Source organism: Fibrobacter sp. UWH1 (genome assembly GCF_002210365.1).
In the GTDB taxonomy this organism is placed as follows: domain Bacteria; phylum Fibrobacterota; class Fibrobacteria; order Fibrobacterales; family Fibrobacteraceae; genus Fibrobacter.
The window spans coordinates 93,112-117,238 of sequence record NZ_MWQG01000008.1 but is presented as its reverse complement, the minus strand read 5'-3'; the positions used below and the strand labels follow the sequence as shown (position 1 = coordinate 117,238).

Annotated in this window: 22 protein-coding genes; 5 read left to right on the top strand and 17 right to left on the bottom strand. The window is 50.0% G+C overall.

The window, feature by feature from the left end:
• Positions 1-10 precede the first annotated feature (10 nt).
• Positions 11-412 carry a hypothetical protein gene (locus tag B7992_RS05710; protein WP_088665757.1) on the top strand — a complete coding sequence of 134 codons (402 nt, stop codon included), beginning with the start codon at positions 11-13 and terminating at the stop codon, positions 410-412.
• A complete protein-coding gene (locus B7992_RS05705; RefSeq protein WP_088665756.1) occupies positions 393-1,094 on the top strand; it encodes a hypothetical protein in 702 nt (233 codons plus the stop codon). Before B7992_RS05710 ends, B7992_RS05705 begins: the two co-directional genes overlap by 20 nt.
• Before the next feature lie 23 nt (positions 1,095-1,117).
• Here B7992_RS05705 and B7992_RS05700 read toward each other — a convergent pair whose 3' ends face one another.
• The 6 genes from B7992_RS05700 to B7992_RS05675 all read right to left on the bottom strand — a co-directional run bounded on the left by B7992_RS05700 (position 1,118) and on the right by B7992_RS05675 (position 8,230).
• Positions 1,118-2,359, bottom strand: a complete 1,242-nt coding sequence (locus tag B7992_RS05700; protein WP_088665755.1) for a pyridoxal phosphate-dependent aminotransferase — start codon at positions 2,357-2,359, stop codon at positions 1,118-1,120.
• A gap of 133 nt (positions 2,360-2,492) precedes the next feature.
• Positions 2,493-3,521, bottom strand: coding sequence for an expansin-like protein (locus B7992_RS05695; protein WP_176421860.1), 1,029 nt, complete (start codon positions 3,519-3,521; stop codon positions 2,493-2,495).
• Between the two features lie 217 nt (positions 3,522-3,738).
• Positions 3,739-4,401, bottom strand: coding sequence for a hypothetical protein (locus B7992_RS16580; RefSeq protein WP_073159005.1), 663 nt, complete (start codon positions 4,399-4,401; stop codon positions 3,739-3,741).
• Positions 4,401-5,132, bottom strand: a complete 732-nt coding sequence (locus B7992_RS05685) for a tetratricopeptide repeat protein (RefSeq protein ID WP_073235836.1) — start codon at positions 5,130-5,132, stop codon at positions 4,401-4,403. Before B7992_RS05685 ends, B7992_RS16580 begins: the two co-directional genes overlap by 1 nt.
• A gap of 84 nt (positions 5,133-5,216) precedes the next feature.
• Complete coding sequence (locus tag B7992_RS05680) at positions 5,217-6,992, bottom strand: NPCBM/NEW2 domain-containing protein (protein ID WP_088665753.1); 1,776 nt, start codon at positions 6,990-6,992, stop codon at positions 5,217-5,219.
• Entirely contained in the window at positions 6,992-8,230 is a 1,239-nt protein-coding gene (locus B7992_RS05675) for a M18 family aminopeptidase (protein ID WP_073159011.1), read from the bottom strand. The genes B7992_RS05680 and B7992_RS05675 overlap by 1 nt, the downstream gene beginning before the upstream one ends.
• Positions 8,231-8,317: 87 nt before the next feature.
• Here B7992_RS05675 and B7992_RS05670 point away from each other — a divergent pair, with 87 nt between their 5' ends.
• Together B7992_RS05670 and B7992_RS05665 are read left to right on the top strand one after the other, a co-directional pair.
• Positions 8,318-9,325: an MlaD family protein gene (locus B7992_RS05670; RefSeq protein WP_073235830.1), complete on the top strand. Its 1,008-nt coding sequence runs from the start codon at positions 8,318-8,320 to the stop codon at positions 9,323-9,325.
• Positions 9,319-10,119: a hypothetical protein gene (locus B7992_RS05665; protein WP_073159012.1), complete on the top strand. Its 801-nt coding sequence runs from the start codon at positions 9,319-9,321 to the stop codon at positions 10,117-10,119. The genes B7992_RS05670 and B7992_RS05665 overlap by 7 nt, the downstream gene beginning before the upstream one ends.
• Before the next feature lie 72 nt (positions 10,120-10,191).
• Here B7992_RS05665 and B7992_RS05660 read toward each other — a convergent pair whose 3' ends face one another.
• From B7992_RS05660 to B7992_RS05615, 10 genes are all read right to left on the bottom strand, one after another.
• The gene (locus tag B7992_RS05660; protein ID WP_073159014.1) at positions 10,192-11,049 is read right to left on the bottom strand and encodes a hypothetical protein; all 858 of its coding nucleotides are present in this window, start codon (positions 11,047-11,049) and stop codon (positions 10,192-10,194) included.
• A gap of 21 nt (positions 11,050-11,070) precedes the next feature.
• Positions 11,071-11,964 carry an orotidine-5'-phosphate decarboxylase gene (pyrF, locus tag B7992_RS05655; RefSeq protein WP_073159016.1) on the bottom strand — a complete coding sequence of 298 codons (894 nt, stop codon included), beginning with the start codon at positions 11,962-11,964 and terminating at the stop codon, positions 11,071-11,073.
• Between the two features lie 23 nt (positions 11,965-11,987).
• The gene (locus tag B7992_RS05650; RefSeq protein WP_088665752.1) at positions 11,988-13,334 is read right to left on the bottom strand and encodes a TrmH family RNA methyltransferase; all 1,347 of its coding nucleotides are present in this window, start codon (positions 13,332-13,334) and stop codon (positions 11,988-11,990) included.
• On the bottom strand, positions 13,331-15,199 hold the full coding sequence (dxs, locus tag B7992_RS05645) for a 1-deoxy-D-xylulose-5-phosphate synthase (protein WP_088665751.1): 1,869 nt from the start codon (positions 15,197-15,199) through the stop codon (positions 13,331-13,333). Before dxs ends, B7992_RS05650 begins: the two co-directional genes overlap by 4 nt.
• A complete protein-coding gene (locus tag B7992_RS05640; protein ID WP_083538187.1) occupies positions 15,199-16,086 on the bottom strand; it encodes a polyprenyl synthetase family protein in 888 nt (295 codons plus the stop codon). The genes dxs and B7992_RS05640 overlap by 1 nt, the downstream gene beginning before the upstream one ends.
• 68 nt (positions 16,087-16,154) lie before the next feature.
• Positions 16,155-17,918 carry a hypothetical protein gene (locus B7992_RS05635; protein ID WP_073235824.1) on the bottom strand — a complete coding sequence of 588 codons (1,764 nt, stop codon included), beginning with the start codon at positions 17,916-17,918 and terminating at the stop codon, positions 16,155-16,157.
• Positions 17,915-18,751, bottom strand: a complete 837-nt coding sequence (locus tag B7992_RS05630; RefSeq protein ID WP_073159024.1) for a TIGR02147 family protein — start codon at positions 18,749-18,751, stop codon at positions 17,915-17,917. The genes B7992_RS05635 and B7992_RS05630 overlap by 4 nt, the downstream gene beginning before the upstream one ends.
• A 46-nt stretch (positions 18,752-18,797) precedes the next feature.
• Positions 18,798-19,193, bottom strand: coding sequence for a hypothetical protein (locus B7992_RS05625; protein WP_073159026.1), 396 nt, complete (start codon positions 19,191-19,193; stop codon positions 18,798-18,800).
• A gap of 4 nt (positions 19,194-19,197) precedes the next feature.
• Positions 19,198-20,526: a GGDEF domain-containing protein gene (locus tag B7992_RS05620; RefSeq protein WP_088665750.1), complete on the bottom strand. Its 1,329-nt coding sequence runs from the start codon at positions 20,524-20,526 to the stop codon at positions 19,198-19,200.
• A 51-nt stretch (positions 20,527-20,577) separates the two neighbouring features.
• Positions 20,578-21,612 (bottom strand): GDSL-type esterase/lipase family protein, encoded by a 1,035-nt coding sequence (locus tag B7992_RS05615; protein WP_088665767.1) that lies wholly within the window; start codon positions 21,610-21,612, stop codon positions 20,578-20,580.
• A 218-nt stretch (positions 21,613-21,830) separates the two neighbouring features.
• Between B7992_RS05615 and B7992_RS05610 the strand changes: the two genes are divergently transcribed.
• A complete protein-coding gene (locus tag B7992_RS05610; RefSeq protein ID WP_158535436.1) occupies positions 21,831-22,238 on the top strand; it encodes a c-type cytochrome in 408 nt (135 codons plus the stop codon).
• A gap of 11 nt (positions 22,239-22,249) precedes the next feature.
• Here the strand turns inward: B7992_RS05610 and B7992_RS05605 are convergent, their stop codons facing one another.
• Positions 22,250-24,103 carry a hypothetical protein gene (locus B7992_RS05605; protein ID WP_254917630.1) on the bottom strand — a complete coding sequence of 618 codons (1,854 nt, stop codon included), beginning with the start codon at positions 24,101-24,103 and terminating at the stop codon, positions 22,250-22,252.
• Positions 24,104-24,127: the final 24 nt, after the last annotated feature.

Below are 24,127 nucleotides of genomic sequence, written 5' to 3'. Positions count from 1 at the left end.
TAGACGGTTCATGAAGAAAATGACACGGGCACCACTCCAAACTATAATCCTTCTATTAGCAGTCTTTGTTATTGGGTGTGCGTCAACATCCCCTAATTCTAAGAATGGCCCAAATCATCAGTACGAAAAATCAACAGACACTGTCCATGTTTCCAAAATCAATGCCGTTGAAAAATACCCTTTCCCACAAGACTTTGATAGCGATGCCTATAAATACAGAACGGGTATTCCCCACAAACAAATCGTTAATTTTATTGAAAACGACGAAAACGATTCTCTACGGCAGAACGAAACAGAAAGGTACGTTACAAATCTTACATCCTTAATAGATTCCGTTGCAAAAAATGATTTTGAAAAAGTCAAAATGATTTATGACGCATTGGCGCTGCTACTTGATTTCAAGCGCCTTTAATGTCAATACATCGAAATCAAACCATCAACTAACCAAGAAAATCAGTCGCGACGAATTTAAAAATAGACCTCTCCTAGATCCCATTTTTTTCGACTTATTTGAATCTCCCAACAAACTGCAGGCGACCAACAATATTGATAGTTCATATCAGCTAGACCTTATTCAAAAACGGGATGCAAAATTTATATTGAATGTTTACGATTTACAGACCAACCAACCTGTACAAAACAGAGCTCTATTGACACACAATCGTGAAAAATTACAAATAGAATTCCAGGCACCTTACGCAGGAATCTTTCAAGCTTTTTTAATGCATAACGTTAAAGATAACGCTTATAGCAGCATAGCATCTTTTTCGATTAGCGCAAATAAGGCTAGTAATATCCAGCACCCAACTTATTTTCACTCATCAGCAAAGGACATCAAGATAGAGTCACCACTAGTTCAGTTACATGCAGATTCAACATACGAATTTAAAATAAAAGTTTCAAATAAAAAATATGCTCTTCTTTTTTGCAACGGAAAGAAAAATCGTCTCAAAAATCAGGGCAACGGATTCTTTTCAAAAAAAATAAAGATTCCCAGCAATGCAATTGAAGTACTTATAGAAGTCTCTGACACGGAACATGGGCGATATGAAGCAATTGCCAAATATCCTGTAACAAACAATGCAAATTTTTAGCATGCATTCCCATTTTCAGGATCCTATTTAAGCAATTTACGGACACTTTCCAAGCGGTTCAATGCCTCAATCAAGGTTTCGTCCTTCTTGGCGAAATGGAATCGCACCAGATGGTTCACAGGTTCCCTAAAGAAACTACTGCCAGGCACTGCGGCGACACCAACTTTCTTTGCCAAATCCATGCAGAAAAGTTCATCGGGGCGAACGGAACCCGAGCCCGTCATGCCGATTCCTAGGCCCGCGGCGGAACCGCTTGCTACGAGGCTCGCCAGCTTGCGATCGTAACCGAATTCAGAAATATCCACCATCACGAAGTAGGTGCCCTGAGGTTCTGTAAACTTGAATCCCAGATTGCGGAGGCCGTCAGTAAACAGTTCCTTCATGTGAGTGTAATGGGCCTGCAGTCCGGTATAATATTCGTCGCCAAAATTCATGGCGGTGACGCTCACTTCTTGCAACGGCGAAGAAGCCCCCACCACAGTAAAGTCGTGAACCTTCTTGATGCGTTCCATGATGGGCTCGGGCGCAAGAATGTAACCCAGGCGCCAACCTGTAATGGAATAAGTCTTGGAAAGGCTGGAACATTCGATGGTACGCTCACGCATGCCAGGCAACGTAGCCATGTGGGTATGAACGTGAGGCGCAAAAATAATGTGCTCGTACACCTCATCCGTAATCACATACAAATCATACTTGATGGCAAGATCCGCAATAATCTGCAGTTCCGCACGAGTAAAAACCTTACCGCTAGGATTCGAAGGATTGCAAAGCACCAGAGCCTTTACGCCCGGCTGCTTCATGGCATCTTCAAGGACGTTGGCGTCGAAGGTAAAATCGTCAGGATTCAGCGGCACATAAATAGGAGTAGCGCCGCTCAAAATCGTATCCGCCGTATAGTTCTCGTAGAACGGAGAGAAGATCACCACCTTGTCGCCGGGATTGCAAACCGACATCATGGTGATCATCATGGCTTCGGTACTGCCGCAAGTAATGACGCATTCCTTTTCGGGGTCAAAGCGCATGCCGCTGAAATGTTCCTGCTTATTGCAAACCGCCTCACGGAAATTCTTGGCACCGATGGTCAGCGCATACTGATGAGGACCGGACTTGGCCACTTCCGCCATGCGGTTCTGCAATTCCACCGGCGGGTCAAAATCCGGAAAACCCTGAGACAAATTGACGGCACCGCAAGAATAGGCAATGCGGGTCATGTAACGGATAACAGATTCAGTAAAATGGCTAGTGCGATCGCTTAAAGGTTTCATAAAAAACGTTCTTTTTTACAAATTCATTTTTCAAGTTTGCGGAAACGATCTGCTTTAAATATGGGTTTAAGCAATTCAGATCCGCATACTATAAAAAAATAGAAATATGGAAGTCACAAAAGGAACTGCAAACTTACAGGTAGTAATTCGCCTCGCCCACAGCCAAGTCGCTTCCCTTGATTTGCAAGGTATCGGGCACACCAGTGCGATACTCGATAATCAACTTGACCATATCATCACTCCGCAAAATTCCCTGAGGGACCGTCCAGAAGTTTTCCGCCTCGATGGCGTACTTCAAAGCTACAGGTTCCGCATCCGTCACCGCAGAAATTTGCGTCACGGCATCCTTCGGGTTACGAACCTGCACAATGCTCCAGTAAGGGCCAGCCCCTTCCTTCACCCAGACGCTGGTGGAATCGCCCCACACGCCTTCAACGCCTTCGCAGGATACGAATTCCCATTCGCCGTAATAGCGGCCCACCGTAATGCCCATGATGTCGCTGGCAGGTGCGCCACCCAAATCCACACCGCAACTTTCGTCGGGGCAGCGGTCCGTAATGCGCACCGTAACGCGCTTCCAGCCATCAGGAGTTTTCGCCTTTACGCGAACGCAGCCACCGCAGGCAAGGCCCCCATTCCAGGGCCCTTTATCGTCACCGCTAGAAACGTTCACATGGATGGCGGCATAATACTGGATGTTGGTCTGGCCGTAATTGCAGGCGCCACCCAGACTGGTTTCTTTCTCAGTTATGCTTCCGTAAGTCGTAATGGAGCCGGTACCGCCGCGTTCATTCAGCACCGGGTCCTGAGCCGTATAGTTGTCGCACTTTTCGCAGGCACCGTCAGCGTCGTCAAAATACCATTCGTCAGAAGCGTTAGACGCAACCGTCTGGGACGCAGAACTTTCGGGAGAAGAATCTGTAGAATGCTCTGCGGAACTGCTCTGCAAGATTCCGCCCGCGCTAGAAGTTACGCCAGAATTTGACGACACCGCGGAGCTTATCGGAGCTTCGCCACCAGACGACCCCGCCTGCGCCATACCGCCACTGGATTCCTGCGATCCGTCGGACGAACTTACTCCAGACGATTCGGATACGGCAGCGGAACTATCAACTGGTCCCGCATCCGACGGACTTGAAGAATCATCACCACAGGAAAACATCAAGGCTCCCGCAAACAACAAACTTAAAACGTTTTTTCTTTCCCAATAACTCATATACATGAATATAAAAAGCCCCGCGCATTTTTTTCCGCGCAGAGCTTAATTTTTTTCGTTTACCTGCTGGTCATTGCGACGCTCGCCTTTCCAGTCATTGCGCTCTGCGAGCGCAGGACTTGCGGCTCACTCAAGAACAAGCAAGCTTGTTCTTGGTTTCGCCTTACCAGTCCTTGGCAGGTCTTGCCTGGCCGCGGAGGGGTTTCCAAGGTTTACGTTCACCATTCTGTTCGTCAAAATCCTTCAAAAGCTGGCTGGCTTCTTCAGGGCTCATCTGACCTGCAGGAACCCCCTGCGGTTCCTCGGGCTGCTGGGGCTGTTCGCCCTGGCTATCGCTGGACTGTTCCTCAGGCTGCTGCGGTTGTTCGCCGGAGCCGCCTTCGCTATCAGAACTCTGACCCTGACTATCGCTAGACTGATCACCATTATTCTGATCTTGATTCTGGTCCTGCTGATCCTTGTCCTGATCCTGGTTTTGATCTTGGTTCTGGTCCTTATTCTGGTCTTGATTTTGATCCTGATTGTTCTGATCATTCTGATCGTTCTTAGGATCGTTTTTCTTATTCTCGTTCTTCTGCTCGTCCTTGGCTTCCTGAATGCGATCCAGGAGCATCTGCAGCTTCTGATCATTGGGATAATACTGCAAACCTTCATTACAGGTAATTTCCGCAGAAGGCAAGCGATTCTCAATGTACTGGAAAGCGGCATCGCTATAATAAGCACTTGCAGACTTGGGAGCGGCAAATGCAGCAGCGGCACACAACAAGACGCAAACCGTCATGCGTACCGGGTTCTTCACTACGTTCAGAATGACGTCCTGGAACATTAGATCACCTCCAAGTCGTTATCGGTGTTGCTGGCATCGATTTTTGCCTTGGGCTTGCGACCGGCCTTGATTTCAATGACATCGTCAACACGCTGCACATAGGCATTCAGCTGACCAGCCGTTTCATCTTCGGCGATAATGTTTTCCAGAATCTGCTTGGCTTCTTCGTACTTGCCATCCTTACTCAGCTGGAGGGCTCGTGCCAGGGCTTCCTTGGCCTTTTCACTTAAAGGAGGCTGCTTCTGGTCATTGTCCTGGTTCTGATCCTGATTCTGTTTCTGCTTATCCAGTTCCTCTTTCAGTTTGCGCTGGACAATTTCAACATTCTTCTTGGCATTTTCAAAATTGTTGTCCAGGTCGATCGCCTTTTTAAGGTATGCCACGGACTCACGCCAAGCGGCAATACGTTCGCTGGGCTCAGCGGCCTTTTCACCAACGCGGAAATGGGTATTGGCCAAATTGTAGGCCGCCTTCGCCGCCATCTTCTTATCGGGCATGCGTACCGCACTTTCCAATTCCTTCTTGGCCTCTTCATAATTTCCAAGGCGGTACTGGCAAGTTCCGATGTTGTAGAACAGCAAAGGATTTGCCGGCTCCGATTCACGGGCCTTCATGTACTTTTCAAGGGCTGCGGCATAATCGCCTGCGGCAAACAACTTATTGCCATCATTAATGGGGCGCGCAAAGCCCATCACCGACAGCAAGACAATCAACAAAATAGACAATCGCATATCAAATTTCCTAATCGACCAGTAATATACAAAAAAACGAGGTCCCAGTACTTTTTGACTACGGACCTCATTTTATCCCTAAAACTACTTCTCTGTATAAACCACAGGGTTTACCCAGTCAGCATGGTCAAAATTCTTGGCGCCCATTTCGTCAGTCACCAGAGATATTCTACGGCCGCCGCGAATATCCAGATCCGCCGATTTTACCTGACGGCCTTCCATACGGCCACTTCTCCAGATTTCACGGTTGTCCAGTAAGACGATAAAGTCTACGACACCATTGCCCGACTCATCATCCACGCCGCAAGTCACCGTAAATCGGGTCGCATTCTTCGGCAGTTCATAAACGTGCCTTGAAGGAGCATGGGTTCCAATGCCTGCTACGTAAAGTTCGCCATTGACCCGCAGCGGATTTCCATCAATGGATTTTCCAATATGGGTGTTTCCATAACCCTGTTCCTGATGGATCAAGTTCAAATCATACACAAAGACTTCACCCTCCTTCAGGCTGTAAGCGGAACGGGCCATCTGGGCAAAAGTACTTCCCATATCCACGCCATAAACCAACAGCAACAGCACATAGGGAACAAGTCCCGGCAAGGGGATTTTTTTGAACAGCCCACAGAGACGTTCAAACTTTTCAGGAGCAATGTTCTGAGCCAGGAAATAGACCATGGCAAAAATGCCGGCAATGGAAATCCAGAACCAAAGCGCATCGCCACGGGTAGACATCAGCATCGAAATATTCAAGTAAGCGACAGCCGACAAAATTACGGCACCATTGATGTTCGGCTTTCTCTGGCAGGACACCGCCGCAACGCACATGACAGCCGCGGCAAGGCAGTAACGTTCATGCATGCAAGGCAACAACATAAAGAAGGCCAGTGCATTCAGGGCAGCTACCATCATGATGGCGCCCATGTCAAGCCTCCTGAAGAAAGTCACCAGTAGTACCGCGAACGAAACGATTACAAACAAAATCTTTCCCATGAGGCCCGGATTCATAAAAGCCGGAGCCCATTCGAATATGGGCCTGGTATCGGGAGTCATGTTGCCCACGAGGGCCATCCACAAGTTACCCGCATTCATGGCCGCATAAGGGTACTGCCCCACGGAACTCAGATAAGCCTGAGAGAATTCCTTGGCAAAGTTCCCCGCCAGAATAAACGGCAAGAAGATCAGCACAAAAACAGCACCGGCAGCAAACAAGCCCTTCCACATAATCTTGCGGTAGCGGAGAGCCAGGGCTCCGAAAACCGGGAGGAACATAATCATCTGGAACTTGGTCAAAAGACCAAGCATGAACAGAGCCATACCAATCGCAAAAGTATTGGGCCTTGCCGCATACCACAGCGCCCACACGCAAATCGTTACCGGCAAGATATCCACCTGTCCCCACACAGGTCCATCCAGGTAGAACGCAGGATTTATCGCCACCAAAAGCATGACCACAGTCTTTATCTGCGGCGGCCAATCACGACTCCGCAGGCGGAGCCACACGAAATGGGCCAGGGATACATGGGCCAAAATCACAGGTAGCAGGCAGAACTGTTTCAGCTCATAATCCAATTGCAACGAAAGCCCCGTGGCCTTGTAGAAGGCAGCCACCACGCGAAGCCACAAGATATAAAACGGCGGATAGTCGCCCGAAAAATTACCGACGCCCATTTCAAGGTTGCTGATCCAGCTGCGCCAATAGCCCAGGTCAGAACCGAATCCCAGCGCATGGAGCATCACGAAATTCAGGAAAACAATAAGCAAGCCCCAACTGGCAAAAGACTTTCGATCCAAAAAAGAATCAAAGGTAATTCTTCTAAAAGAGTTGATTCTATTCTTTACTTTATTCAATACAAGCTTCATTAAAACTTCCCCAAGAAAATTTTCAAAAGACTAATCAAATCCACATGATCCTTAGAGGCGATCATCTCACGAATGCTGTGCATGCTGAGCATGGGCTCACCGATATCTACAGTGGGAATTCCAAGTGAAGCCGAAATGGTAGGACCAACAGTACTTCCACAGGGCATGTCATTACGGGTGATGAACGTCTGATAAGGAACGTCTGCCTTTTTACAAAGAAGTTTGAATTGTGCCGAAGAAAGAACGTCACTGGCATAACGCTTCTGGGCATTCGTCTTTAGCACCACACCGCCGCCCAAGACAGGCGCATGGTTTGATTCATGCTTCTGCGGGAAGTTAGGATGTTCTGCATGAGCCATGTCAATGGACAAGGCTAAGGAATCAGCCAACACTTCAGACAGGCTACGGCCAACACCACCATTTTGGGCATAACGGTTCCAGAGGGTTTCAAGAGTTGACTGGAGGAAGTTTCCGCCAGCACCATCACGAGAAACAGAGCCCACTTCCTCGTTGTTCATGAATGCAGCCACCAGGAAGTCATTTTCGGGAACATCCGAATTCAGCATTGCTTCGGCAATGGCGTGGCAACTGCTCAAGTTATCCAGGCGTCCGGAATAGACCCATTCATCATTAAAGCCACCCACACTTGCAGGCTGGGCATCAAAAAACTGGACGTCAAAATCAAGCAGGTGTTCATCACCACCCAGTTCCGCCTGAAGGACATCGGCAAATTTCCGGGAGGCATCTGCGGCGCTAGAACTGGAACTCCATAACGCATCCAGATCCGTCTGGGGGTTCACCTTCAGACCATCCTGATTCACGCCACGGTTCAAGTGGATTGCCAACTGAGGGATACGGAACAACTTGCTTCCGCGAATCAGTCGAGAACCGACTTGGCCATCCTTTTCAAAAGCCAGCAGACCGGCATATCCCAGATCACGATCCAGCCAGCTTGTATAAAGCAGGCCGCCATAAGTTTCAACATGAAGTTTGTTCACTCCCGCACAGTTCTTGTCGGGATTGGGAGATATCCTGAGCGCAGGAAAATCCGTATGGGCCAGGGCGATACGAAACCTGGTGTTAGAATTCACCTTCCTAGGCAAACGGACCACAATAAGGGCCCCATTTCGTTCAAAAACGGAGTCCTTACCAAAACCAGCCTTTTCAAAAGCCTTCTTTAACTCCGATACCGTGTGAAAAGGTGTTACTGCACTATCTAGAAACTCAAAAAAATCCATGATCTCCTCAAATATCGCTTTTAAAAAATAGAAACATAACGGAAAGACCCATCCAAGTGGTAAATAATTATTTATATATTTCCCAATATGGCTTTTAAACCGCTAAAGCGCATCAACTGGATGGAAATTTCCGGCCTCCTGGTCGGAATCTTCTTTACCGTTGCTATCATGATTTTTGGCATTGTGCTTTACGCAAAGCTTTTCTCATCTGGTATGATCGGCGTGGAAGAATACAAACTCCACAGTAGGTTCGAAAAGGCGTTCGGCTTACGCCCCGGAACCCGTGTCCAGATTAGCGGTGTAGACGTGGGCCAGATTTCCGACATGGAAATTGAAGGCGAAGGCGTCAAGATGGAATTCATCATCCGCAAGCAATACCAGAACTGGATTACCGACAGCGCCAAGGTGTTCGCCATCCGTGACCAGAACCTGATTTCGGCCCGTGTTGTTAACATCGACGTGAACCGCGGCAAGGGACGAGTACTGGAGGATGGAGAATTCTTACCTCCGGGCCAGGCGCAGGATATCGAAACCGTTCTTGAAACGGCAAACGAACTTCTGGGACGCGTAAACGTACTTGTCAACGCTGCCGACACCCTACTCTCCATGGCAATGGATACGGGAACTACCGTCGGCGCATTGTTCGGCTCCCGAGGACTTTACGACAACCTGAACCGCCAGCTAGGTCGTCTAGACGATATGACCTACATCGGCAAGAAGGTCTTATTCCAGGCAGCAGGCTTGTTTGACACGATTCAGACAGAAATGCCTCTCCTGTTAGGAAAGGTCAATATCATCGCCGACGACGTATCCGCTATGATGGGTGAACTGAAGCCCATTCCCCAGCGAATCGACGGCTTGATGGGTAGTATCGATGGTATGATGGGCAAGGTCGACAAGACTTTCGAACGTGTAGATGGAGTCCTTACCGAAGTTGGCGTACTGACAAGCGGAATCGGCGACTTTATGGAAGCCACCGAACAGACTTTGCAGAATGCCGACGACCTTATGGCAGGAATCTCCAACATGTGGATAGTCCGCAGATCCATGCCCTCCAAGGATAGCGTGCCCTTCATGGTGGAGACCCTATGGTAAAGAAACTGCCTAAGTTCCGCCTTGCCCGCACAGCAGCCGTCGCCATGGGAATCGCCCTGGCCGCCACTTCTTTCGCAGAAGCCTCCGAATCGGGAATTCTTGCTGCAAGAGCCCAGCGTTCCTTCAGCAACGGAAAGTTCGCCAAGGGTTACGGCCAGCTGGAAAGAGCTCTTCTCGCCAGCCGCAAAGAATCCGACCTATTTTCTGAAGGTCGAGTTCTGATTAACATGGCACGAATCCGCACCATCAGCCTTGACCTAAACCTGGCAGATTCTCTGCTTACCGTTGTCAGGCCCGAAGCCCTGGACGTCAGCACCTTGGTGCAGCTGGTCACCGCAAAGGCCGCCATCGCAAACGCCCGAGGCGACTACCAGAAGGCAAACAAGAACTGCGAATCCATCGTTGCAGACTCGCTAAAGAATGCGCAAGAAACTGCACAGGCCGCTTATTATAGCGAATGCGCCATTGCCCAGGCTGGGGCACGTCAGATGGATGCCGCCAATGAATCCCTCAAGATGGTCGGAAAGCGAACCGACAAGAAGGGCGGGTTCTATGCCTTTACCGCAGCCCGCATCGCAGACATCTCTGGCAACGCCGAAGCAGACTCCCTCTACCGCATCGCCGAAGCCAAGGCAATCCAGGCAAACCTCCCCTTTACCACGGCAACGATTCTGTACTTGCGTTCCCAGCTGAAGTCTACGCCTAAAAAAGAAGCCGAAGACCTGAAGTTGCGTTGCAAGAATGCGTTCGAACTGATCGGCCTCCCCAACAACGCAAAACGTTGTTCTAAATAAAATTTTTCAGAATTTATATAAGCAAGAAAGCCTTCCTTACGGAAGGCTTCTATTTTTTAAAGTCAGCTGTTTTTAGTTCGACGTAGAATCCGGAAAAGCAACGGCAACGGAATCGCTAGGCGGCTCAACACTGTCAGTCTTGACTTCCGGTTCCTCAACCTTCTTCATAGCCAGCAATTCCCTGTACACAAGGCCAGGATGCATCTTACCCTCCACCATGGCATTCATGAGGAACTTCACCCTCTGATAGGTTTCATTCTTCTCGGGATCGCCAACCATACCTTTATATCCAAGAAGTCGAAGAACCTTGGAATAAAAACCTTCCCTGAACTTCTTGAAGCGAGGTTGCATCATGTCATTCAGCACTGATTCCAGGGCCATTTCGGTCTGCATGGTATCCAGCTCAAAACTGCGGTAGATGGTACGGATATGGGGCGGAATAGTGGTATCGGGGCTATCGAAATAACGGCGCATCACGTTTGCGGCCTCGGTCTTGTTCGGATGGGGACCGCGAGCAAGACGCATGGCATAGTAGAGCGAATAGCGCCAGTTTTCAGGATAGACTTTACTGGCCCTGCGAAGCACCACAAAGTCAGAAGTATCCTGAGCATCGACAGGAGTGATACCGCCAACAAAATAGTAGGGGGTATTAAAAAGGCTATCCAACTCCGTGCAAAGATTTGCCACATGACCCAGATAGGCATACTCCTTACCCGTCAGGAAGCTTTCACCCAGTTCGGTAAGACCCTTGATCCAGAAAAGCCCCGCCACAGATGCATCGTGACCGGCAGCCACATAGCGAACAGAAGAGGCCTTGGGCAAGAAGGATTCGTCGAAATTGGTACTGGGAAGAGGCTTTGCCATACGGAAAGCCACCGCCACGAGGGCTACTGCAACAACGATTACCGCAATAAACCTAACAGACCGCATTCGACTACCTCAACCTTGTTCCTAGATCTGGCAAGCTTCAGCCAGACGTTCCAGGGCGTCAACGCATTCGTTAGCGAAGTTTTCGGGCTTTTCGCTACGCTGGTAAGCGAAATTCAGACCACTGGAGCTGTTCAGCACATGGAACTTGCGCTTGCCGCCACCGTTCTTGATTGCGGTAAGTACAGTCTTTGCATCGCCACCCTGACCACCGGGCACACCAGGAATGGAAACGCCAGGAATCAGGAAGGGAATTTCGTGCTGGTGGGCAACACAGTAGGCGGTAATCTTTTCAAGTTCTTCGGGATGAGTTGCGCCGACCACAGCACCGAAGAAGCCCTTGTCGCCGTCCCATTCAAAGATCTTGTCGGCAACAGAGTAGAAGGCTTCGTTCACGTCGCGGGGATCGTCACTACCGATAACAGGCATATCCTGGAAATCGTGAGCGCCCTTGTTGCTGGTACGGAGCAGCACATAAGCACCGTTCTCGGAATTTTCGCGAACAAAGGGATTCACGGAATCGGAACCCATCCACGGGGAAACGGTCACCACGTCAGCCTTGTACACGTCAAAGGCGGCGGTAGCGTAGGCAGCGCTGGACTTACCGATATCACCGCGCTTGGCATCGAGAATCACGGGAATGCCAGCACTCTTGTAATCAGCAATGAGCTGCTGCAAGGTGAGCATGGCCTGCACGCTGACGCATTCGTAGTAAGCGCTATTGGGCTTGACTACAGCGGGCTGCACATTGCGCTTCAGGCAGCATTCCAGAATTTCGGAATAGAAACGCTTGATCTTGTCTTCGGCAGAACCTGCAGAAACACAAGGGTCAATCAGCTTCATCACCGGATCCATGCCCATGCAAACCGGGTTGCCGCACTTGGCGACGCGCTGTTCTAGACGTTCATGAAAGTTCATTATAAACCTCAGCTATTTCCGTTTTACTTCAGTTCGTCCAGGATCTGGGCGGCTTCGTAAGAAAGGATGCCGTGAGCCACAGCAACATTCAGGGATTCCAGATCGCTACTCATGGGGATCTTGACGGTTTCGTCAGCCAGTTCAATGAAGTAGGGATTGGTGCCAGCACCTTCGTTACCCACCAGGAAAGCCATCTTGCGGAGCTTATGCTGGGGAATTTCGCGGAGGGACTGCTTACCGTGAAGATCAGTAGCAATAATGGTGTAACCCTTGCTGCGGAGGAAGTTGATCTGGTCGATCAGGTCAACATCAAATTCGAAAGGCACGCGGAGGAAAGTACCCGAGGAACCACGAACAACCTTGGGGTTGAAGGGGCTAACGGTACCGCGACCGAGAATCATACCATCGGAACCGAAACCGAGGCTGGTACGGAAGAGAGTACCCAAGTTACCCGGATCCTGCACGGCGTCCACGAGAGTGAGGATGCTACGGCTGGATTCATAGGCGGGCTTCTTGCTGGCAATGCGGGCCACGGCAATCACACCCTGGGGGGTAACGGTAGAAGACAGACGCTTCATCTGGTCTTCAGTCAAGATGTTAATCTTGATTTCAGCTTCATTAATGGTTTCGATCAAACCTTCGTCAGCGAAACCTTCGACAGCATAAACGCCAACCACCAATTCACGATGATGGGAAACCAGTTCCTGCACAACGTGAACACCTTCACCAATGAAACGGCCTTCGCGTTCGCGGCCCTTTTCGGTGGTGAGAGCCAGGAGCTTCTTGAACCAAGGCGGGTTGAAGTTTACATCTTCGCTAACTTCAGCCTGGGCTACGCGTGCTTCCAGTGCGGCTTCGTCCAGAACTTCTTCCACAGCTTCTACAGGCTGTTCTTCAGGACGCTGACGGTAAATGGGGCGGCTAAATTCACGACGTTCGCCACCATCGCGGTTAAAGGGCTTGCGGTCGCCACGGAAGGGGCGGTCACCGAAAGAACGGGGGCGACGGTCACGATTGAAGGGGCGGTCTTCGCGGTTGAAGGAACGGCCTTCACCTTCTGCGCCTTCATGGTTGAATTCACGACGGTCCTCGTCGCGACGGGGGCGGTCACCAAAGGGACGGTCACCGAAACGGCGTTCGCCGCGGTCACCAAAAGGTTTGCGGTCACCGAACTTGCGATCACCAAAACGGCGTTCGCCACGGTCACCAAACTTTCTGTCGCCAAAAGACTTGCGGTCGCCACGGCCTTCACGGGAGTCACGGCTATCGCCGTCACGACGGGGGTTACGACGGTCAGCAGCTTCGCTGACGCCGAACTTGCGGTTCAATGTGGCCTTTACGGTGCGGTTTTCGTTATTTTCTTCGCTCATAGTTTTTCCATTATTTGTTTGGCGACGGATTCCCCGTCAATATTCAAAAGTTTGTAGAGGGCCGAAATTTCGCCCTGTTCAACGAATTTGTCCGGAAGTCCGAAGCGGAGCAAACGTTTGTCCGTAATTCCGAGATCCATAAGCAGTTCGCCGATAGCAGAACCAAAACCACCAACTAAGGTATTGTCTTCGAGAGTTACAATAGTCTTGTGGCTTTCGAAGAGTGCGCGGTAGCATTCTTCGTCCAAGGGTTTGATGATGCGAGCATCCACGAGAGTCGGGTTGTAACCGTTCTCACGCAAGACACTTGCAGTCTTCTTCAGTTCGTTAGTCATGAAGCCTGCACCCAGGAGCAAGATATCCTTGCCCTGTTCAAGAACCTTGGGCAGTTTCGCATCAAAGTTCTCAGTTGCAGGTTCCAAAGTTTCTGCCAAGGCAGTACCGCGAGGATAGCGGATCGCCACAGGCCCTTCCATGTCGATAGAAGCCTGGATCATATCCCGAAGTTCATTCTCGTTAGACGGAGCCAGGATGGTAATTCCCGGAACCGTACGCAAGAACGACAAGTCAAAAACGCCATGATGGGTAGGACCATCGGCCCCCACCAAACCGGCGCGGTCAAGCACCATCACCACATGCAAATTCTGCAGGGCGATGTCATGCATGATCTGGTCGTAGGCGCGCTGCATAAAGGAGGAGTAGATTGCCACTACAGGCACCACACCATCACAGGCAAGACCAGACGCAAAAGTCAGAGCGTGTTCTTCGGCAATACCCACATCGATAACGCGATCAGGAAGTTCCTTGGCAACGATATCCATGCCGCAGCCCGTGGGCATTGCAGCCGTAATACCGATGACACGGTTATCCTTCTTCGCAATTTCAAGAAGGGTCTTACCAAAGATGCTGGTAAGAGACGGATTGGACTTACCCGGAGCCAGGGGCAGACCACTTTCAGGATCGAAGGGACCGCAACCATGGAACTTGGTGGGGTTAGCTACAGCCGCAGACATACCACGGCCTTTTTCCGTCAGCACATGAACGAGGCAAGGCCCGGGCTGGGACTTGACTCGCTCCAGAATCATAATCAATTCATCGATGTCATGACCATCGATAGGACCAAAGTAGCGGACGCCCAGATCTTCAAAGAACTGACCGGGCTTCACAGCCGTCTTGGCCGCACTTTCCACCTGCAGGAACAGATCGCGGAAACGGGAACCCAGAATACCGGGAAGACGCTTCATCAGGCGGTCCAGGTCCGTACGCATCTTGTTGTAAACCGGATCGGAAATCACACGGTTCAGATACTTGCTAAAGCCGCCGACATTGGGCGCAATGCTCATCTTGTTATCGTTCAAGATGATGGTCATGTTCTGCTTAGAAATGCCAGCATTGTTCAGAGCTTCATAAGCCATACCGCCGGTCATGGAGCCATCACCAATAACAGCCACCACGTTGTTCTTGCGCTTGAAGTGGTTACGGGCAACAGCAAAACCCAGAGCAGCAGAAATGGAAGTGGTTGCATGACCTGCACCATAGCAGTCATACTCACTTTCGTTACGCTTCAGGAAGCCCGAAATACCGCCCTGCTGACGCAAGGTACCGAAGCGATCGATACGGCCAGTCAGAAGCTTGTGAACATAAGCCTGATGACCCACATCCCAGACAATCTTGTCTTCGGGAGCGTTGTACACATAGTGCAGCGCAAGAGTCAGTTCCACTACACCAAGGCTCGAAGCCAAATGGCCGCCATGCTTAGAAACCTGACCAATGATGGTCTCGCGAATCTGGGAGGCCAACTGTTCAAGTTCCTTCACAGAACAATGCTTAATGTCCTGAGGCGACTTAATGCTCTTAAGGTCCATTATTTAACTCGGGTAATGATGAAAGCTGCGACAGAGCGAAGGATCGTGGTATCGTACTTAAGACCGTCCAATGCCTTGATAGACTCGTCATAAAGTTCGCGAGCCCTTTCCCTGGACTTTTCCAGACCAACCAGAGCCGGGTAGGTTGCCTTGCCCTTCTCGATATCGGAACCGGCGTCCTTGCCCAGTTCTTCGGTGGTAGAAACGATGTCCAGGATATCATCGACAATCTGGAAAGCCAGACCGATAGAACGGCCATAGTCGCGAATAATCTTGATTTCGTCTTCGGTTGCGTTTGCCAGACGGGCACCCACTTCCAGAGAAGCTTCCAGGAGAGCGGCAGTCTTGTGGTAATGGATATAGTCCACAGTTGCCAGATCAACAGCCTTACCTTCGGATTCGATGTCGATCATTTCGCCACCGATCATACCATAGGTACCCAGCAGGTGAGCCAGGATTTCGATAGCCTTGGCATTGCCGGTCTTGCCCATCATTTCAAAAGCATGGATGCAGAGGGCATCGCCAGCCATCACGGCGGTAGCTTCGCCAAACTGCTTATGGCTAGTGGGCTTGCCGCGACGGAAGTCGTCGTTATCGACGCAGGGCAGATCGTCGTGAATCAGGGAGAACGTATGGAGCATTTCCAAGGCGCTCATGGCGTAATCCACAGAGTTTCCCTTACCGCCGAACATGTCAAACGCAGCCTTGACCAAGGCCGGGCGCAAACGCTTGCCACCTGCAAACATGGAATAGCGCATAGCCTCATGAAGGCGACAGGGCTGATCCGTCACAGGGGGGAGTAATTCATCAAACTTCTTTTCCGCTTCCTTGGAGACGCGGGAAAGGTAATCCAGGGCAATAGCCGCTTCTTTTTCAAGAGATTCCATATTTACCAAATTTACATAAAAAAAGGCCCCCACAAAAGGGGCCATTCCTTTAAATGAAGCGTTTGAAGCTAGAAAAGCACACCATAAAGTTTAACGTCATCCACATAGACTTCATTCTTCGGACTCAGGTAGCAGTTGTCCTTGCAACCCGGGAAGAAATGAATCTGACGGACGCCGTTCTTTACGCGCTCCCAAGTACTCTTGCAATCCTTCTTTTCGTCATTATCGATGCAAAGTTCTGAAGGCTTGATTACAATACGCTTCCAGCTTGAATCCAGGGAAATCCTGGATGAGGCAGCCTTGGTACCCTTATCATAGTTCTCCCAATTTTCGAGAGTCACCCTGATGTTGCCATCGCCCTTGGCATAGAATGCGATGGAATCAAGATCCGAAAGATTCAGCGTTTCCTTAAACTGAGTTCCCAGCAGAACCCATGCGTAAGGATCAAAGGCAACCGAGTACTTTCCATGGAATACGGTAGATCCGCGAGAAGAATCCGCTTCTAGGTAATCGGCAATCTTATGGGAAGAATCAGCCTTGCCGTTCTTGTAGAAAGAGGACCCCTTCCACAGAGTATCGACACTCATGTACCAACGCGTATCGTCTTCTTCAAAGTCGTAAAGAAGTACCGACGGCTTTTCAGACTTGGAAACCTTAGAAGTCTTTACAGTCCAGTCAACAAAGGGTTTGGTTCCGTCATTATGAACAAAGTAAACTTTTAAGGAATCGTTAGCAGGAAGCGCAGGCAGCACATAGGCGCCAGACGCATCCGTCTTCACCAGTTCATCAAGGCCATAAACTCCAACCCAGGCAAAATCTTCGTCGGCAGTCAAGGTCACATTGCTGGAGTAGCTTACCGAAGTAGTCAACGTAATAGAATCAACATCCTTCAGCTCTTCTGCAGAATAAACTCTGGAATAGGACTGGCTTCCCGAAGTGACAGTCAGACGGTAATCGCCAGACTTAGGCCATTCCATATCAAAACGTCCATTCTCGTCGGCATACTTATCTGCAACAACCATGAAGCTCCTGACAAAACGAATTTCGCCAACGCTATCAAGGGATCTCAGGGCAACCGTGGCATAAGCCGCCGGAGAGCCATTCTGAAGCAGCACGGAAACCTTGGGCAGAGAATCGGCAACCACCTCCGAAGAATCCGTTACGGAACTGTCAATTTCTACGGGAGTCTTATAGTTGTACTGCACCTGTTCGTAGGGCTGCAGGAACACGGACTCACGTCCCAGGTCTTCCTCATAGCCGTCATCCATGAAATACAACTGCAAGGTGTCGTTAGCAGGAATTGCCGGAATAAAGAATACACCATTGGAATCAGAACGCACCAGCACATCAGTGCCGACAACGCCAACCCATACCGCCTTGCTGCCTTCAGGAATATCGGCAACACCCGTCAGGGTTGCAATAGCAGAAAGGTCTACAACCCCTTCCAGAGAATCCAGAGCCTGATAGCTCTCATGAGAAACAATCTTTGTATAGGCAGAACCGTCATAGGACACGGTCATACGGTATTCGCCAGAGTCGGGCACAGTCAATGCAAAGCGGCCAACACTATCGGTAACCGTCGTCGCCACGGCGACCACCATAACTTCTTCCTTAGCCTCGGGTACGGTATAGTCAACCTGATGCAAGGACACGCTGGCATTAGAAACAGGAACGCCACCAACACGGGCAACGATACCATTGGTAGTAATACTACCCGGTCCACCAGCGAGATTATTTCCGGAATTGGAAGGATTATCGGAGCAGGCAAAGAACGACGCTACCAATGGTAGCGACAAAGGCAAAACAAACTTCTTCAGCAACTGGCTGTTCATTTTTCCTTCTCCTGCAACGGTTTTGTAAAGGCAAGAGGGAACAACTGGATATTCAGCTGGAAAACCGTGTTGTCGCCTTCGCCTTCCTGAGATAAACGTAGTAAATCCGTTCGAAATTCATTAATCTTTTCGCGAATCAACTGGATATCATCCATGTTGAACGTCATGGTGACAGTGCTGATATCTCGCAGGTGCGGTGCATGACGTTCCAGCGACTCCCCTGCCAGGGCGATAGTGTCTTTCTGGAACTGTCGAACAGCGGCAGAGCGCCAGTTTCCGCCGGTACTCACGAAGGTATCGTTTACCTTCCAGAAGCCGTCGCGGTCTGTTGAAATCATGTTCAGTTCGTAAAGCAACTGAACGGCCGCTTTCGCCTCGTCCTCGGTAATCTGGGGAGTGCAGCATTCGGCTAGGCCTTGATAGTCATCCTTGAACTTGCAAATACCGATAATGGAACGGATTGCGTTGTAGTACCAGTGGCGGTAGAATTCCAGTTCCTTCTTCTGCAGAAGCTTGAGAGACACACCCTTTAAAGCCTGCATACGTTCGTAATGCTGCAAGGCTTCGTTGTCAGTCTTGGCTCGGCCAAAGAAAACCATTTCTGTCCAGTAGGCAGTTTCCTTTTCATCCAGTTCGAAGAACTGAGCCGCCGGCTCGATAAGCGCGGTAGAAAGGTGAATCTTGCCCTGGGAAACACGAAGCAGATTACCAGGATCGGCACCCATCTTCATAGCCATATAACGCCACGAAATCACAGTCTTGCGCTGCTTAAAGTCATCGAATGCGTCACGTAACCACTCGCGGTAGTCGGTATATTCAAAAATCTGCTTCATACAGAAAAAGATAAATCAGCCCGATGAGAAATTCCACCACCGCAGACTAATCTCCGTTGTGAAACTTTACAACGATATCCAGGTCCTTGCTGCAGGTCGCCTTCCACCGACATTCGGGGGCGGAATTTCTTTCCGCATCGACGCAAACCCCAGTAAAATAAAGGGTTCCAGCCTCTTCCTTTGATTTTCCGTATGCCACTCTGTATGCAAGATCCGCCACCGGCGAAGCCTGAACCAAATCCTCGCCCATCAGTTTAGCCGTGAGCCGAATCACACAATTATCCTTGGTGGGCATGGATTCTTCATCCTCGCCCACTCCGGGAATCCAATGAATCTGCAGGGGCCGGAACTCCGGCTCGGGGCTCTTCTTGGCGCAACCCGTTACGAGGACCGCGGCAAGAGAGCAAGCAACAGCTGCGATATAGAAGGCAGCCTTATTCATATCGTTAACGGGTACGCTTGAAGGTGGCGCTAGTCACCCTGTTGCGGCCGTTCTCCTTAGAAGCGTAAAGGGCCTTGTCAGCACGTTCGAACAGGCGCTTGGGATCTTCGCCAGCCACCATTTCGGCAATACCGAAGGAGCAGGTCACCTGCTGCTGCTTGATCAGCTGAGTATTTTCAATAGCCATACGGAGCTTTTCAGCAAGGAACTGGGCATTCTGGATCGGCGTGTCGCTGCAGAGGATCACGAATTCTTCGCCACCCCAACGGACCAGTGCATCCGTATTACGGATCTTGCTCTGGATCAGCTTGCAGAGGATCACCAACACTTCGTCACCGACGCTATGACCATACTGGTCATTGATATGCTTGAAGTGGTCGATATCCAGAATCACGAAGGAAACAGGGCTGTCATTCTTGACCAGGTTTTCCTGTTCGCGCATCAGGATGCTGCTGAAACCGGCACGGTTGAGGCAACCGGTCAGCGGGTCTTCCTTACTGGACTTTTCGTATTCAGTCTTTTCGATTTCGAGAGCCTTCAGGTTCTTTTCCAGTTCTTCACGCTTCTTCTTGGCTGCGGCCCGTTCACGGCTATAGTCAAAGAAGCGGATGACCAGGATCATGAAGAAGGTCACGAACCACACACCGACGATGCCGGTCGTAAGGTCTTCCTTGGCGATCTTCTTGCCCTTGAAGCAGAGACCGCGGATTTCAAGAGTACCATAGCCCAGGGGAGCGTTGGTACCGGTCTGAATTTCGATCAGGGGGATGTTAGAAAGGTCTACACGAGCCTTATGAACGTCCACCTCGTTCTGAGCAACCCACCAGCCGGCCACGCGGAATTCCTGGGGAACGAACACTGCCGGATAGGTTTCATTCAGGGGGAAGAATTCTATTTCGTTGAACTTCAGTGAAGTTTCATCACCGTCGCGATAGATAGCGCTATCATAACCGCGCATGTAGAGACGGACGGAACCTTCGCCACGGGGCTTCACCCACACGAAGATACTGTCGTAATGGGAAAGATCCTTACCGCGGACCTTACCGTCTCCAAGGAAAATCTTCACGCCAGCATAAGGATAGGCGTAGCCTTCACGGAGTTCATAGTCCATGATGACAGAGGAATCCGTACGGGTCAGCTTTACAGCAGATCCGCCGCCATCCACAGAGTCAGACTGGGCGATGACGTAAGGGAAATCCGACAATTTGAGGAATTCGATATTATCTAAGCCATTTTCGTACGCAAAAAGGGCGATGGCGGTAAGAGCCAACAACACGAAAATCAGGATATTCATCCTGAACAGCACATAGATTTTCTCAAAGAGCCTAGACATAGGAAACCTATACTTGTAAGATATTGCCCCTCAAATATATAAAAATAGGGGCTAACGGGATAGCCAGCCACCCAGTTTAGCTACAAATGGGCGCAAAGTACGGGCCAAATCGGCCTGGGAATGCACATCCGGATGCCCAAGGAGGCCTGCATTATCCGTACGGACCTCCACAAATTCCAAATCCTTGTGACCGGCAGCCAGTTCGGACTGGTAAATGGCCCTTACAGTGGGAGTCAGGTCATCATTGGGCCAGATTTTTGTGGACACCAGCAGGAACTTCACCCCTTCATGGGCCTTGCGCAGTTTCTGAAGGAGCTCCGCATAAGCCTTGGAGAATTCCTTCTTGTCGCCATAAGGAGGGTTTCCCTGGAAGTCATTGATGCCAATAAAGATTACAACCACCTGGGGGTGGAAGCAGCCAAAATCCCACTTGAGGGATTCTTCGGGCAGCTTGCCAGCCAAATCCGCCGGGGCCTCACCGGGAACGGTAAATTCATAAAGGCGAGGCACCTTCCATTCAGGCACAATATTGTCGTAATTGCGGACCATGCCGCGACCGCTAAAGGCGTTCACCTGAAAATCAGCCTTGAAGCCATCGGCAAGCAGGTAGGCATAGCTCTTGGAGGCGTTAGTCTTTTCGAAAACCAGGGACGGGTCATCGGAACCGCTACCTTCATCACCGAAGCCCACGGTAAAGGAGTCCCCAATAAATTCGATACGTCGGCCACTCTGCTTGGGAACGGAGCCAAAACTTCCGGAACCATCCAGAGAAATTCCGTAGACCTTTACGGAACCGGGATTCGTCTCGCTGATTTTCACCAGGCGATAACGGTGGGATTCACCATCTCCGGCCACCTTGACCGACTGGACCTTACGCGCACCGCTAACAAAGGCGGCAACTTCCCTTGAATCTTCTACGAGGATCCAGCGGGATTCCCCTTCCAGATCGAAATCAATAGACTTCGCCACGGCATTAAACTGAATAACTGCCGCCGGAGCGCTAGTCCTGCTGAACTGATTCTGATGATCCCAGCGGCCATTAAAAATGCAATTCTTCGCCAGCGAGCTTTCAGACAAATTATTCATAGAATTTTCCTTGGCCTGGGGAGAAGCCACAAAAGAAACAAGTGCGAGTCCAAAGACCGCCACTTTAAAAAAAACACCTAATCTCATAAACAAAATTATAGTAATTGTCCCGACGTCCTCAAGCAAGCCTTACTAAATTGTCGTTTATGGGCGTAAACAAGTTTAAATGTTTATTTACACTGTTAGCTGTGTATGGGATGCTGCTAGGCACCTCCATCATGCCCGCATTCGCAAACAGCGAACCAGACACTTCGCAAAGCCCAGGCACCCCCGCCCCAGGTTCCGAAGGAGACACCCTCACCCGCGAAGACGCACGTATGGCCCTTCTCGTGTACAAACTTCTTCAACCCGATGGAAAATTAAAGGGAGCCAACCCGGAACGCGGGAAAAAACTTTTCAATCAAAACTGCAAGTCATGCCACGGCGAAGAAGGGCATCGACTCAACTTCGCCCACGATTACAGAAAGCCCCCGATTTTCATCGGGGACCGAGCTAGAAATGACATGCCAACTTTCTGGTATCAGATGAATTTCGGCGATGATGACCGCAACATGGAACCCTACATAGACGAATTAACACTGGATGAGTTAATCGATATAGCGGGCTATGCGCAGACCCTGCCATAAGAAAACGAATTCTAGGGTTCCTTGCCGTTAAAGACCTTCACTTCCTGAATAAAGGACAGGTCCAGCATTTCCCTTTCTTCCTTTCCATAAATCTGAATTTCAATGACCTGGGGAGACTTGGCCAGTTTCAACGCATGGACAAAGAAAATCTTTTCTTCTTCCTTGGCATTACGCTTGACAGGATCCTTGGCCTTGACGCCAACCAAGGTTCCCACAGTCTTGGCATAACGCAGCACCTTCACCAGATCGAACGTGCTCATCTTCTGATAGTTGCTGCCATACTTCGTAGAGTTCAAGGCCGTCTGCAAAGTATTTTCATCGGCATCATCTTTCAGTTCATAGTCGGGAGCCTTCGCCTCGGGCCATGCCACGACAAAGTCCTTGCGCCATTCTTCGGTAGGTGCAGGAAGACGGTTCACGTCATGCTTTTCGACAAAGGGGCAATAACCGTAGTTTTCCAGAATTTCAAAAGCCTTATGTTCCAGTTCCGGCTTCAAGATAAAACCGTAACCGGGAATGTATTCGGTCGTAGCTTCGGTAAATTGCGGGAAGCGGGAAAGTTCCGCAAGCACTTTCAGATCTTCAATTTTCAGAAGTCGAACGGTATGAACTCTGGCCCCATAATAGGAGGAGTTCCATTCCGAAATTGTAGAGGCAACATTTTCGGGAGGCTTAATCCAGTTCTTGAAATTTTCGATTTCCGCTTCAGGCAGACCACACCTTAAACCCTGAATATAAGTTTCACGGTTCAAGGCAAAGCGGAGGAACACTTCATCATTTTCAACCTTGGAAAGACTTGCCAAAGTGAAAAGCACACGAGGAGAAGTTCCCGTCGATACGATCAGTTCAAAATTGGGCAGGCAGGAAATGTTCTGTTCAGGAATGGAGGCGATAGATGTTTCCACCCAATCCTTGCCAGACTGTTCCAAGACAACACCGGCCACCTTACCGTCAACCATCTGGAATTTCACAAATCCCAGCAGCCACAATTCACGCAAGGGGCGAGGCAGGTATTCCCAAGGGAGCTCCTTGTTCTTCTCTACCATGCGGAACGTCGGGTCAAGAACCCACAGCAGATTGCAGGCGTCGGCGACAGGACGAGGCTGTTCCAAAATTTTCAGCAACTGGACGCAGTGATTGCGATCGCCGCGGAAACGTTCCTTTAGCCACCAGGACACTACATCCTGATGCAAGCGGAAACCATTCTTACGAATAAATTCAAGAGCCTTTTCAGACGGAACCAAGCAGGAGTCTTCCTGTTCCAGCCAACCATTCCCTGTCAGGAAATTGAAAATAAAGGACAGCTCGTTTTCGGCAGCACGTTCAGACAGTTGCTTTGTAGACGTAAAGGAATCCACGCAAATCTGGTAACCACGACGATGGATGGTACCATTGGTATTCACCTTCAGTTCCTTGCGCAAGGCGTACGACAACACCAGGCAGATGTGCCAGTCCAGCAAGTTCTGAAAACAGGCGAACTTGGCTCTAGCCGGGAACTCCATTTCAGAAGCCATTCCAAAGCAGCCCCAGAAATTAGAGAAACCGTAGTAGACCATCGTACTACCAGTAGATGTGCGCCACAGCAAATATTCACGGCACATATCCAAAAGGAACTTCTGCAGGTCGCGTACTTTTCCAACCGGAACGGTCAGACGCAATTCATTATAAGTCAAGCCGCGGGAACCGCTATTGTAAACCAAGCTGATGCAGCGACGCTGCCATAGTTCCATCTTGCTAAACAAGTCGGCAGCACGTCTGCGATCATCAAAATAAGACAAGGCTTCGCTCTGGATCAGAGCGTTATTCAAAAGACCCTTATGTCCGAAGGCCTTCGCATGGACACCACGAAGGAGTTGCTTGGACATTCCATCAAAAAACGAATTTAAATC